14 protein-coding genes and 1 rRNA gene are annotated in these 12419 nt (G+C 43.7%); 2 read left to right on the plus strand and 13 right to left on the minus strand.

Annotated features, from left to right (window positions below):
* Nucleotides 1-60: 60 nt before the first annotated feature.
* Nucleotides 61-1338: an HD domain-containing protein gene (locus PQG66_RS24110; protein WP_272040390.1), complete on the minus strand. Its 1278-nt coding sequence runs from the start codon at nt 1336-1338 to the stop codon at nt 61-63.
* 330 nt (nt 1339-1668) lie between these two features.
* Between PQG66_RS24110 and PQG66_RS24115 the strand changes: the two genes are divergently transcribed.
* Nucleotides 1669-1923 (plus strand): AbrB/MazE/SpoVT family DNA-binding domain-containing protein, encoded by a 255-nt coding sequence (locus tag PQG66_RS24115; protein ID WP_024633700.1) that lies wholly within the window; start codon nt 1669-1671, stop codon nt 1921-1923.
* A gap of 237 nt (nt 1924-2160) precedes the next feature.
* Here PQG66_RS24115 and rsmI read toward each other — a convergent pair whose 3' ends face one another.
* From rsmI to PQG66_RS24165, 10 genes are all read right to left on the minus strand, one after another.
* Nucleotides 2161-3045: a 16S rRNA (cytidine(1402)-2'-O)-methyltransferase gene (gene rsmI, locus PQG66_RS24120; protein WP_272040392.1), complete on the minus strand. Its 885-nt coding sequence runs from the start codon at nt 3043-3045 to the stop codon at nt 2161-2163.
* Nucleotides 3046-3825 carry a tRNA1(Val) (adenine(37)-N6)-methyltransferase gene (locus PQG66_RS24125; protein ID WP_272040393.1) on the minus strand — a complete coding sequence of 260 codons (780 nt, stop codon included), beginning with the start codon at nt 3823-3825 and terminating at the stop codon, nt 3046-3048.
* 75 nt (nt 3826-3900) lie between these two features.
* On the minus strand, nt 3901-4272 hold the full coding sequence (locus PQG66_RS24130) for an initiation-control protein YabA (protein WP_272040394.1): 372 nt from the start codon (nt 4270-4272) through the stop codon (nt 3901-3903).
* Between the two features lie 28 nt (nt 4273-4300).
* Nucleotides 4301-5101 carry a PSP1 domain-containing protein gene (locus PQG66_RS24135; protein ID WP_272040395.1) on the minus strand — a complete coding sequence of 267 codons (801 nt, stop codon included), beginning with the start codon at nt 5099-5101 and terminating at the stop codon, nt 4301-4303.
* A 113-nt stretch (nt 5102-5214) separates the two neighbouring features.
* Nucleotides 5215-6186, minus strand: a complete 972-nt coding sequence (holB, locus tag PQG66_RS24140) for a DNA polymerase III subunit delta' (RefSeq protein ID WP_272040396.1) — start codon at nt 6184-6186, stop codon at nt 5215-5217.
* A 9-nt stretch (nt 6187-6195) separates the two neighbouring features.
* On the minus strand, nt 6196-6639 hold the full coding sequence (locus tag PQG66_RS24145; RefSeq protein ID WP_272040397.1) for a YaaR family protein: 444 nt from the start codon (nt 6637-6639) through the stop codon (nt 6196-6198).
* Between the two features lie 350 nt (nt 6640-6989).
* Nucleotides 6990-7319: a cyclic-di-AMP receptor gene (locus PQG66_RS24150; protein WP_047914178.1), complete on the minus strand. Its 330-nt coding sequence runs from the start codon at nt 7317-7319 to the stop codon at nt 6990-6992.
* Between the two features lie 63 nt (nt 7320-7382).
* Nucleotides 7383-8030 carry a dTMP kinase gene (gene tmk, locus PQG66_RS24155; protein WP_272040398.1) on the minus strand — a complete coding sequence of 216 codons (648 nt, stop codon included), beginning with the start codon at nt 8028-8030 and terminating at the stop codon, nt 7383-7385.
* A gap of 419 nt (nt 8031-8449) precedes the next feature.
* On the minus strand, nt 8450-10102 hold the full coding sequence (locus tag PQG66_RS24160) for an aminotransferase class I/II-fold pyridoxal phosphate-dependent enzyme (RefSeq protein WP_272040400.1): 1653 nt from the start codon (nt 10100-10102) through the stop codon (nt 8450-8452).
* A 193-nt stretch (nt 10103-10295) separates the two neighbouring features.
* Nucleotides 10296-10481: a sigma factor G inhibitor Gin gene (locus PQG66_RS24165; protein ID WP_272040401.1), complete on the minus strand. Its 186-nt coding sequence runs from the start codon at nt 10479-10481 to the stop codon at nt 10296-10298.
* 403 nt (nt 10482-10884) lie between these two features.
* Here PQG66_RS24165 and PQG66_RS24170 point away from each other — a divergent pair, with 403 nt between their 5' ends.
* Nucleotides 10885-11409: a hypothetical protein gene (locus PQG66_RS24170; RefSeq protein ID WP_272040402.1), complete on the plus strand. Its 525-nt coding sequence runs from the start codon at nt 10885-10887 to the stop codon at nt 11407-11409.
* A gap of 278 nt (nt 11410-11687) precedes the next feature.
* On the opposite strand, the gene PQG66_RS24175 is transcribed toward PQG66_RS24170, so the two are convergent.
* Both PQG66_RS24175 and rrf read right to left on the minus strand, forming a co-directional pair.
* Nucleotides 11688-12128 (minus strand): hypothetical protein, encoded by a 441-nt coding sequence (locus PQG66_RS24175; protein ID WP_272040403.1) that lies wholly within the window; start codon nt 12126-12128, stop codon nt 11688-11690.
* Nucleotides 12129-12335: 207 nt separating this feature from the next.
* Nucleotides 12336-12419, minus strand: a 5S ribosomal RNA gene (gene rrf, locus PQG66_RS24180); the annotation flags it as partial.

Genomic DNA, 12419 nt, shown 5'->3' on the forward strand with positions numbered 1-12419 from the left:
AATAGCTCTTTTAGAAAGTCTTTTGATATCAAAATGTATCACCTGTCGTGTCCATCATCATTACAAAAAATAGGGGCGGATATGAGACGGTAATTCATGAAGAATAGCATCTACCTTGTTCTTCGGATAGTACAGATGATGTTTGCCTAGTTGAAGTCCACTGATTGAACGAACAATATCAGACACTTCTGACAACTCATGCAGTTTGTCCTGCCGATCAAGCAGAAGTATCTGCTTATCTGTGGATTGATCTGGCCGAAACACATCATACGGATTATCCGTTGGGAAATCAATCTCGAGATCATATTCGGGGTCTAGACCTGCTTTCACAAAGGCTTCCCGTATTTCTTCAACCATGGCCAGGTCAATCTGTTCGAGTTCCACATACTTATACAACCTGCGATTCATAAAACGCTCGCACAGATCACTTAGAACAGTATCTTCCTCCTTACGCCACTGCATAAAAGCTGTCTGAATTAACGATTCATCAAGCTGTAGATACTCATGAACTGAAATCTCACCTTGGAAAAGTTTCGGCAGTGGTTCAACCATGAATTTGAATGAGAAGTCTTGCTTTACAAGTTCTTTTGCTCGCTTAAAAATCTGTCTCAGTATAATCTCGGAGCTACGCGTCACGGGATGGAAATAAATCTGCCAGTACATCTGGTACCTCGACATTAGATAATCTTCCACAGCATGCATGCCGGACTCTTTCACTACAATCCTTCCATGGAATGGACGGAGCATGCGGAGGATTCGATCGAGGTCGATCGTACCATAATTAACTCCCGTGAAATAGGCATCCCTGAGCAGATAATCCATTCGGTCAGCATCAAGCGGACTAGTTACCAGATTCACCACAATAGGTTTGTCATACGTTTTCTGAATAACAGAGGCTACTTTTTCATCAAAATGAGGAGCATACCGTCTTAGTATTGCCCCTACTTCGGTATCACCCTGGATAATGCGACATGTCCAATCTTCATGATTCATGTCAAAGGCCTCTTCAATGGAATGAGAGAACGGCCCATGTCCAAGATCATGAAGCAAAGCTGCACATAGAGCCACTTGCTTTTCTTCCCTTGGCCAGTCCGAATAATGACTTCGTTCAAACTGAGAGATGATTTTACGTGTAATTTCGTATACGCCCAGGGAATGGGAAAAGCGACTGTGTTCTGCCCCATGAAATGTAAGATAGGATGTCCCTAGTTGACGAATTCGACGGAGCCGCTGAAACTCAGGTGTATTGATCAACTTCCATATAATGGGCTCCTGCACATGGATGTAATTATGTACCGGATCTTTAAAAACCTTCTCTTCGGTTAGACGTTGTTCCATTTTTAGTTCACTCCTTTTTAATTGTTCTCTTTTTCCTTACGTCATAGCATGTCTGACTCCGATTTTCGCCAAGTTTTCGACATGGTTTGACGATTTTTGTCGAATAAAGTACTTTTGTCGTTTTCCAAATCGACAAAGCTCTCAACGATGTTTAATTACGAAAAAGTGCACTCAATCCCTTGCCACCAGTAAACTTAAGAAAACATCTTACATTTTAAGCTAATTTTAAGGTTGACTGTTTTGGGAAACGTTGGTATGATGAGTACCATAAAACATAAAATAATGTCGAATAATGACACTGATAGTTAGCTGAGAGGAGCACTGATTATAATGATGAAATCAACAGGTATTGTAAGAAAAGTGGATGAACTGGGACGGGTGGTTATTCCAATCGAATTGCGTCGTACGCTCGGTATTGGTGAGAAAGATGCTTTGGAAATCTACGTTGATGGTGAGCGTATTATGCTCAAAAAATACGAGCCAGCTTGTATCTTCTGTGGTAATGCAGAGAATGTTACGTACTTCAAAGGAAAAATCGTTTGTAACGAATGTATTTCAGAAATCCCTGCACCTGTGACAAAATAAGAAGATACTGGTATAATGGAATTATTCTAATCGTTAATTCTAACCTTTTTATATCCCTTCATTGCCTTCCCGGTGTGAACTCACCGTTGGGAGGTTTTTTTTTACTATTTTTAAGAGCAGTCACATATTTTTCACAAATTAGTGTGCTGCTCTTTTTACATTTTAAGGGTATCTTAAGGTTTGTTTTAAGCCCATTTTCAGGTAGATCTCACTATTCCACATTTTTGCTGGGATCAGCTAGCCAATTAGAGCATTATATACATCCCGTTTCGTTATACCGCGGTCCGATGCTGTTTTTTTCATTGCATCTTTTCGGCTGATTCCCTCATTTTCATAGTGTTTTACATGTTCCTCCAGCGTCATAACCTGCCACCAGGCTTCTCGTTCAGCCCTACGTTCTTCTTCTTTGATTCCTTCGACCAACAGACAATATTCACCCAGAGGTGGGTGCTCCTCTAACCAATCCATGCATTCCTGCAGTGTGCCTCTGACAAACTCCTCATGCCGTTTGGTCAACTCACGTGCCAGTACAATCGAACGTTCGCCCAGAATTTCCTCCAGGTACAATAACGTTTTGCGAATTCGGTGAGGAGACTCATAAAAAAGTAATGTCCCATTCGATTCATTGAAAGATTCCAGTACCTTACGCATATCCTTTTTCTCTCGTGGCAGGAAGCCACCAAAGGTGAATCGTTCCGTAGGTAATCCGGATACAATCAGAGCTGATAATGCTGCATTTGGTCCGGGGATCGGAATAACTGTAACTCCTGCTTCTATCGCAAGCTGTACGAGATCAGAACCAGGGTCCGAAATCGCAGGCAGCCCGGCGTCACTAACCAATGCTAAATTTTTTCCTTCTATTATATAGCGTATCAATTCAGGACCACTTGCGGCCTTATTATGCTCATGATAGCTAAATAACATGGAAGGTGTAATTTCAAAGTGGGTGAGCAGCTTTCGGGTTTGACGTGTGTCTTCAGCAGCGATAATATCACAGCTCTGCAATGTCTTAATCGCTCGAAAGGTCATATCCTCCAAATTTCCAATTGGTGTACCAACTAAGTATAGCTTCCCTAGATGCTCAGACTGCTCACTAAAACTTTTTTGAACCTGTAGTGCCACCTAGTTTCCTCCTTCCTTGTTGTGTAGAGACTGCTGATCACCATAATAAATTTCCATAATCTCATCACAATAGTTACCTTGTTCATTGTAAACAATAAGCGGCGGTAGCATTCGTACTTCTGGCTTGCCATCTTTCATCGCTTCAATCAGTACCATATTGGCCTCTAGATGAGCACGTGGATGTACCATACGAATTCGCTTAGGTTCAAGCTTGTATTCTCGCATTAAAGATATGATTTCACCAAGACGCTGTGGCCTATGAACCATCGATATTTTGCCACCATTACGGACAAGGCGATTACATGCTTGAATAACCTCCTCCAGAGTACATCCGATCTCATGACGCGCCATAGCTTGATGGGTATTTGCCTTAAGATCACTTCCATTAAGCGGCATGTATGGGGGATTCACTGTAATGGCGTCGTAGACAGCATGTCCTGTTTCTTTAACCAATTCTCGTAGATCTCCCTCACGAATAAGAACAGACTCCCCTAAATGATTTAGTTGTACACTGCGACGTGCCATATCAGCCAGTCTCGGCTGAATTTCAATGCCCTCCAAGCTTGCCTGGGTACGCGTTGTCAGCAGAATAGGAACCACCCCGTTCCCCGTGCATAGATCAAGAACACGCCCCCGTTTCGGTACGGAAGCAAATCGTGCTAACAATACAGCATCCATAGAAAAACTGAATACTTCGTCGCTTTGAATAATTCGTAGATTGTGGGAGAGCAGGTCATCGATCCGTTCCGACTCCTGCAAAATCACTTCTTGCTCTGTCATAGGGTACTCTCATCCTCCGGTACATTAAACGTTTATAACCTTGAAAAAAAACCGTAGGGAATCCCTACGGCCATTTCATTTATTCAAAAAAGACAAGCAGAACAGACAATCGCCTTCCGTCCGTAAATGTCCGTAGTAGACATTGCAGATATGGAATCCTTCATGATACAGTCGTGCAAGATTGTCATATCCCTCTCCCACCACATCTTCACCTGATGCCGGACCAGCCGGTCTGGCTGCAGGAGCATGAGCAGATGAAACGGGTAGATCTACTGGTGGTGCCTCACGCTTCAGCAGTTTGCGCAACTGCTCATTTTCAATAGTAATTCGCTGATTATCTTCTAACAGCTCTTTAACAATCATTTTTAATTCTGCTAAATCACCGTGCAACTGACCCATTCGGGTTTCCATTTCATGAATGTGCGTAAACAGATTTTTCTTTTCCAAATTTCCACCTCGAAGCAACCTTTATGGTTTACTTGATAACGACGTCATCCAGCGGAAGTTCTTTGACTTTACTGATGTCGAACAGTTGAACATGGACCGTGCGGCTACCAGCATTAATTCCGACAACTTTTCCTTCACCCATTGAGGTGATGACCAATTTGCCAACAGCCGGCAGTTCTTCTTTCACACTTTCATAGTTATCATGCTCAAATTTCAGACAGCACATGAGTCTTCCGCACAACCCTGAAATTTTCGTCGGATTCAGTGACAGGCTTTGGTCTTTAGCCATCTTGATCGATACTGGCTCAAAGTCTCCCAGCCAAGAGGAGCAACATAACACACGACCGCAAGGGCCTATTCCACCAAGCATTTTTGCCTCATCGCGAACACCGATTTGTCTCAGTTCAATTCGTGTCCGGAAGATACTTGCCAGATCCTTAACCAGCTCGCGGAAATCCACTCTTCCTTCTGCTGTAAAATAAAAAATAATTTTATTGCGATCAAACGTGAATTCTACATCGACCAGCTTCATTTTGAGCCCATGGTCTCTGATTTTATTTAAACAAGTACTGAACGCCTCTTTGGCTGCACGCTTATTCTCATCCACTACACGGGCATCCGTATCCCCTGCAACGCGAATAACCTTTTTGAGCGGCAATACCACATCAGCCTCGGCTACTTCTTTCTTACCCACGACAACCTTACCGTACTCAACCCCTCGTGCCGTTTCCACGATCACGCAGTTTTCTTTCTCGATGGGAAGGTCCAGGGGATCGAAGTAATAAATTTTGCCCGCTTTTTTGAAACGGACACCCACTACACTATACAAAAAATTAACCCCCTTGTAAGCCAATCCCACTTCGTCTGAAGCCCTGACTTCTTAGGGAACCCGCCGAAGTTATAACCGTTTGCATAGGATTGGAACTCACATGTCCTCCAGCCTTATGCCAAACCGATCAAAAATTGCTCCAGACAAAGCTGGCCATTGACATTAAAACGCAATTTTTTTCTGCATGCCGCGACCAAATCCATATAGGAGACCCACTGCTCTGTGCTGCGGGTATGTGCCAACTGAGACAGCATGTCTAACTGATCTATAAAAACGATATTTTCATGCCTACCATACTGAACATACAGCATGTCCCTAAACCATAAATGGAACAGACTAAGCAGCATATCCAGGTGTTCTGAGAGTCCTGTTTTAAAAAGTTTCTGCTGTGCCGAGATCAAAGATGTACTTCCTCTGCCCAGAGACTCCTTCCCTAATTGTAACATTACGTTTCTAATTTCTGCAAACCAATTCTGCTGGAGAATTTCTCTACATGCTTCCATTCCTGAGGCTAAATGGGCAGCTGACCTTGCAAGATTAGCCGGATACCCTTCTTTAATCAACGATTGAAGCATTTCCTCCGGATTTAATGCGCTGAACGGCACCATCTGCGAACGTGATCGGATTGTTGGAAGCATGGCTTGTCCATTATCTGTAATCAAGATACCTACAGCTGGTACCTGAGGTTCTTCTAGAAATTTCAATAGGCTGTTTGCAGCCTGAACTGTCATTTTCTCAGATTGTTCTATGATATACACTTTAGGATGCCCAGCTTCTGAACGATAAGAGAAAATGCGCTGTAATTCTCGAATCTGATCTATCTTAATGTTATTTCCATCTGGTGCAAGCATTGTCAGGTCTGAATGATTTCCATGCTCTACTTTGCGACATTCGAGACATTGCCCGCAAGCATCATCCTCAAGCTCTGTGCAGAAGATTGCCTTCGCAAAAACCAAAGCTGTCTGCAACTGCCCGCTACCTTTTGGACCACTAAATAGATATGCATGACTGATGGCCTGACGTCTCAAACTGCTCTGTAACAGTTGTTTGGCTGCCTGCTGACCTATAATCTGTTGAAAGGACATACTTCCTCCTCAGAAGCTTAAATTAATAAGCATCCCCCGAATTTCCCCCACTTGTTGTAAAAGAGAGATTTTACCTTCTTCTGTATCGAGCAATTCATCCGCCATGGATAACAGAGCCGAGTCAATCTCATCAATTAGTTTATATCGTTTACCTCTGCCTCGGCGATCCCAACCCCTTGTTTCTTTCATCGATACACCACGACGGACCGTCTCTTCCAGGAACCTTTTGACCAACTGCTTGTAAGCTTTCAGTTCACGAATGGTCATAGATCGAGCCAATCGATCACCCTGAAGCTGGATTTCACTTAATCGGCGGTTGAGCTCCGCTTGTGAAGCCCGCTCCCCCTGGTGATTCATCATATCAGAGAAACTTTTAGATTGAACCGGCTTAGAGCCTGAATCATTCGAATTGATCCCACTCTGTAGCGGTCTGAATCCGGGATTGATTTTCATGAATACGCCTGCTTTCTATCTTCGCTAAAGCCAATCGCACTTCAGCACAGAGTGCATTGCACCTGTGCGTGAAATCAACTTTATATGTTGAAGATATTGTATATATAATGGTAGAAAAAATCTACGATTGTGTTCGAAGTCGTCTTTCTCCTAAGAAGTACCTCACTGTGGACTATAATTCTCTGGAGAGAGTTTGTCATTCTTATCATCAAGAAGGACGTTCCATAGGTGGTACGTATCCTATGGATACGTCCTTAATATCATTCCTTATGATCATGTAAGATTCAATCATGTCATGTTTTCATGCTATCGCTAAAAAAGACGCTCATAGAATTCCATTCACATACGGATTAGAAATGTTCAAAACGATCTACCGGGAGAACAAAAACGGTTGCTCCACCGACTTGGACTTCAACGGGTAGCGGCAGGTAAGAGTCGGTCGTTCCACTCATGGGTGTAACTGGCGTAACGAGCTGTTCACGGACCTTACAGCTGCTGCGAATAACGTTCATAACGGACTCGACCTGACTATCATCGACACCGATCATAAACGTCGTGTTGCCTGCCTTCAGAAATCCACCCGTACTGGCAAGCTTGGTTGCCCGAAAATTCGCTTTAACCAAAGCGCTGGATAATCGGTTGCTGTCTTTATCCTGTATAATCGCAACAATCAGTTTCATCCTGCATAACCTCCTCTAGAGTAAGCATTTCTTCTAATAAATGCCTGACTATATATTAGACAATTACTCGTCAAAATCCTTCAAAATTCCGGTCTCCAGTGACAAAATCATTGCTTTTTCCACATCGTCAGGAGCTTGGGATGCATCAATAACATGAATGCGTTCTGGAAACTGTTTCTGGAGTAAGGAGTACGCTTCACGAACCTTATGATGAAACTCCAGATTCTCTAGATCAAGACGGTTAATCTCACGGCCATCATGAGCATTGATACGGCTAAGACCCTGTTCTGGCTCAATATCTAGATAAAGGGTCACATCTGGCATCAGATCACCTATCGCAAAGCGATTGATTTCCCAGACATCCTCTATCCCGAGACCACGAGCATATCCTTGGTAGGCCAGACTACTGTCAACAAAACGGTCACAAATAACCGTTATCCCTGCCTGCAAAGCAGGCTCCACCTTCTCCGCAAGATGCTGGCTGCGTGCTGCAGCATAGAGCAGTGCTTCGGTTCTCGCATCCATTGCCGTATGAGAAGGGTCGAGAATAATGTTGCGTATTTTCTCTGCAATCTCAATTCCGCCAGGCTCTCTTGTGACTAGGTAAGGTATACCCCGTTCTTCAAAGTAAGAACCGATTCTACCAATCATCGTTGTTTTACCCGAGCCCTCTCCCCCTTCCAGCGTAATGAATTTACCTCTGCCCTGCATATACTTCCCTGCTTTCTTTATACATAGTGCATCAATTGAAGACTAATATGCATATACCCAGATCCTGTTGCTTCAGGATATGAACTCCCTCGCCCTTAGGTGCATACCAACAACATATTTTAACGCTACCATGATATTAGCTTGTTTTTCTTTCTATCATACTATAATGCGGCTCTTACTCCAACAGGCATCATGAGTCCTTTTTCAACCATAAAGCTGCACTTATCTCATGCACTTATCTTATAATGAGAATCACGGACGCCTGATTTAAATCCGTCACAGTAGAATGCATATACGTAATCCAGTACAAGCAGGTCATGGTGATAAGCAGACATAATCCCCAACATCGACATCGAATTTTGAACAAAACTTATTTTCGTAAATATTTGCTATTTATATTTCATATATGAACACCTTATCTATTCCTCATGCTTCATAACTTTTAATGTCCGATTGGTATGATCTGAGATCCCGTGAAACTTAGCTCCTGCATCGCGTAGAACTTTAATCTGCTTTGCCACTTTCTGAGTTATTTGCTCTCCAGGATAAACCAAAGGGATTCCTGGAGGATAGGGTATAACCATCTCTGCCGCTCGATAACCGGAACAGCTCTCAATAGGAACCTCCCTTGTATCCTCCTCCTTAATCGGTTGAAGGGAGAATGTAACAGGCTCTGAAAGTTGGTGATCTGCTTGTATATTGTTCCACGTGGAAACATAAGTAGCTGGGTACCTCTGCCGTATAGGTTCAGGTGAAACTCCTGATGAGAGCGGCGATTGCTCTGACGCACATACAGTATTAATGTGCCTTAGAGCCTCTAACAACTGCTCGGCATCCTGCATGGTTGAACCAAGGCTGAAGAGCAAGACGACGTACCGCTCGTCACTCATCTCGGGCACGCAGCCGTATGCCTCTAGCTGCTGCTGCAGCCCATAACCGCTCAGCACTCCGTTGTCGTCATAGATGACGACCTTGAATGGGTCCTGAGCGGTATATCCTGTGCGGCCAGGCATCGCCGCCGGAATCTGCTCGCCGCACTGCGGCTCACGCTGCAGCCCACCTGATGGCTGCAGCAATTGGAAGCGCGGAAGCTCTGCGAGGCCGCGCTTAAAAGCTTTCACGGCAGCAAGCCCTGCCGTGAATATCTCTGCGCCGTGAACATGTAATAGCCGGCGCGATAGATCGAGCGAAGCCATCACAGGGTATGATGGGCTTGAACTTTGCACCATGGCCAAACGCTGCCGAAGCAGGGCCCGATTTAATCGGGGGCCCTGAATGTGCAGCATGGCTCCCATGGTGAAGGCGGCCAGCATCTTATGGGTTGACTGCACAACACCGTCTGCTCCGCAGGACAGTGCAGAGACAGGCAACTCCGGATGCTGACCATAATGCGCGCCATGCGCTTCATCCACGAGCAAGGGCATGCCCGCCTCGTGGCATACCCCGGCAATAGGCGTCAGATCCGTGCCCATGCCATAATAATTAGGCAACGTGACAAATACGCCCTTTGCCTCAGGATACTTCTGGACAGCAGCCTGAATCGTCTCAAGAGACGGCATAACTGCAAGTCCAGATCCAGGGTCAACCCATGGCTCCAGAAATACTGCTCTTGCGCCCGCTAACATCAGCCCGTGAATAACTGATTTATGCACATTGCGTTGCACCAAAATGATGCTTCCTGGCTCATCACAGACTGTGAGTAATAAGGACAGATTGCCGGCTGTACTGCCCCCAACGAGAAAGAAACTTTCCTCTGCACCAAAACATTCAGCCGCCAATTCCTGCGCCTCCAGAATGACTCCCTCTGGATGATGAAGATCATCTGTGCCGGTTATCTCTGTAACGTCCATCTCCATCATCTCCAGATAGGTACGCACCGGTACAACCCGGTTGGAGTGCTCTGTTGGAGCATCCTCCACTACTTCTGTTTGTTGCATCCATTGATAATAGACTTGTCCATTTTTGTGTCCTGGCACATGAAATGAACGCTGCTTCGAACGACGATATGCAAGCAATGCTTCATATATAGGAGCCTTCTCTTTATCTACATCTGATTTATAGTATTCACTCATGAGATAACCATCCTGTTACTATTATTTTTCTAAAACATGATCTACTCTCTTCGTATCAGCATAAGCCTTCTAGAGATGTCAGACAAGATAACCCCCCATCTATACAACAAAAAAAGGCCTTTCCGGCCCCTATAATCACAACAACATTACCATATGCATTTCTGACGTCTATGTGGAAAGTAATACACTTCTTTTACGCGTTCTTTTGCACCCAAATCTGTTTCATCTGATGAATAAAAAAGTTATACTTCGCGTCCTGTGCATCGGTGCGAACCATTTCTGCTTCACAAGTTTCACATATGAATTCAGATACAATAAAAATGCCTTCTCTCTTCCGCTGCTCGCAAATAATACATGTGTGTTCGGCATGTTCTTCCATGAACCATCCCACCTTGTTTTACGTTTACTATCAGTATTGCACAGTTTCTATTATTTTAAACATTTTCATAGTGCTTTCTTTCTGTAAAATATATATATTCGCTCACACCTTCATGGGTGTCTGTACCGAAAATATTCAATGCTGCTCTTCATTAGATCTCTGGATTGGCCGCCCATAACCTGATTACTTTCCACGATTCATTGGTACTTATACCTTTCTGCACACTTCAATATAATAATCTTAAAAAAACTTGGATTCTTAACCGATATATACGATATGATAACGATATCAAAGTCTCACTAGCCAAACGAAACCATTGCATCGCTATCTCCATTTCTCTATACATATGTACAACGCAATCTACTAACATAATACGTATATCTGAAGGAGGATTTTAAATCGTATGATCGCCGAACCGGAGAATAAGGCCACCTTTTATCAGTACCGCCTTTTGAAAAAGAAAGCCATAGCTCGCAGTGTAATACACAGTTACCTGTGTCTACCTATTATAATGCTCTTATTTAATCTGCTCGCCTTCTCCTGGACCGGCCTCTTTTTCTTTTTACTTGCAGGCCCAATTATTGCCTGGATTCATTATGTTATTGCCAGGACCATATTGCTTCTCGTTCGTACCTCATATACCAAGCGCTGGCGTTGGAACTTGCGCATGCCTTGGTTCGGCTATGTACCTGACCAGCATTTCAGTTATCGAATGTTTGTCCGGGTTCATCTGAACATGAGCTGGATTGGCTTATGTATCATTACGATCTGTTTGCTCTGGTCTCCAATATCCTTTACACTCTCTTTGGTTTTCTGGCATTTGTGGTTACTGGGTCCTCGCCTTTATGTTGTATTAATTCTAGCTCGCGGGCGAAAAGACGGCCTTATTAAATTAAACGATCATGATGTTTCTTATTACTTGCAATAATGAGCTCCAACGACTCTTCCTCTACCTCAGAACAAGGTTATCCACTGTGGATAACCTTGTTCTGCTTTATTTTTAATTTATCCACAAAATGAATGCAAGATAAACTCCCTATCATCTGTTCTAAGACTCCTTATTATAAATTCAACTGGAATACAGCTCACGCCAATTGGCCCGTTCAAGCTTTGGACCGATCACTAAAAAAAGCCCTCATCCATAGATGAGAACTTCTCTTTATAGGAACATTAAAATGTTAATTATATGACTTCATACAACCAGACTTAGTCCTCTTCCTCCAATGATATGATTGTTGTTTGAGTTGTCTCATTTCTAGGAACCATTAAAGTAAAGGAACCGTTATGAACAGCCAACTGTACAATATGCCCATCCTTCGAGAAAACATGTAAGCTGCTAGAGGAATTTGAGGAAGGCTTAGCTTCTCTTTCCGTCCAGCCCCAACTTTTTATTTCATCGAGGTACACCTCAGGCAAGCTAGTATTTTCGCTGATTCCAGACACTGTATATCGAACATAATCCATATCCGAATTATTATCGGATTGATCAGATTTATTTGCAACTTTCGGTACAGGGAAGCTCTTTTCATTGACTGCACCTTCATAGGAGGTCCATACAGACCCTGAAACTTCACCGCAGCCTACAAGAATAACTGTCAGACATAACAATAGAAAAGAGTGGAGTCTAACTCTCTGCCAACTTAACACACACACCCTCCTTTTCACAGCTGCACAATCCAGCTCTTCGGTCAGGTACTTTTAGCATATTTAACATAGTTCTATTATACTGGTTTTACCCGTGCCATCCGTAACAAAAATGTTACCTTCCTATAACGAAGATGTCAGCGCTTTATACACCAATCAGACAAAAAAATTAAAAAAACCACCACCGAATTTCATCGGCAGTGGTTCTTTGCTTGGCGGCTTCCTACTCTCCCAGGACCCTGCGGTCCAAGTACCATCGGCGCTAGAGGGCTTAACGGTCGTGTTCGGGATGGG

Source organism: Paenibacillus sp. JJ-100, assembly GCF_948329825.1.
Classification (GTDB): Bacteria; Bacillota; Bacilli; order Paenibacillales; family Paenibacillaceae; genus Paenibacillus.

What these genes read in the sequence shown, in the direction of transcription:
- PQG66_RS24110 (WP_272040390.1), bottom strand. Translation starts at nt 1,338, where the DNA reads ATGGAACAACGTCTAACCGAAGAGAAGGTTTTTAAAGATCCGGTACAT.
- PQG66_RS24115 (WP_024633700.1), top strand. Translation starts at nt 1,669, where the DNA reads ATGATGAAATCAACAGGTATTGTAAGAAAAGTGGATGAACTGGGACGG.
- PQG66_RS24125 (WP_272040393.1), bottom strand. Translation starts at nt 3,825, where the DNA reads ATGACAGAGCAAGAAGTGATTTTGCAGGAGTCGGAACGGATCGATGAC.
- holB (WP_272040396.1), bottom strand. Translation starts at nt 6,186, where the DNA reads ATGTCCTTTCAACAGATTATAGGTCAGCAGGCAGCCAAACAACTGTTA.
- PQG66_RS24145 (WP_272040397.1), bottom strand. Translation starts at nt 6,639, where the DNA reads ATGAAAATCAATCCCGGATTCAGACCGCTACAGAGTGGGATCAATTCG.
- PQG66_RS24150 (WP_047914178.1), bottom strand. Translation starts at nt 7,319, where the DNA reads ATGAAACTGATTGTTGCGATTATACAGGATAAAGACAGCAACCGATTA.
- tmk (WP_272040398.1), bottom strand. Translation starts at nt 8,030, where the DNA reads ATGCAGGGCAGAGGTAAATTCATTACGCTGGAAGGGGGAGAGGGCTCG.
- PQG66_RS24160 (WP_272040400.1), bottom strand. Translation starts at nt 10,102, where the DNA reads ATGAGTGAATACTATAAATCAGATGTAGATAAAGAGAAGGCTCCTATA.
- PQG66_RS24165 (WP_272040401.1), bottom strand. Translation starts at nt 10,481, where the DNA reads ATGGAAGAACATGCCGAACACACATGTATTATTTGCGAGCAGCGGAAG.
- PQG66_RS24170 (WP_272040402.1), top strand. Translation starts at nt 10,885, where the DNA reads ATGATCGCCGAACCGGAGAATAAGGCCACCTTTTATCAGTACCGCCTT.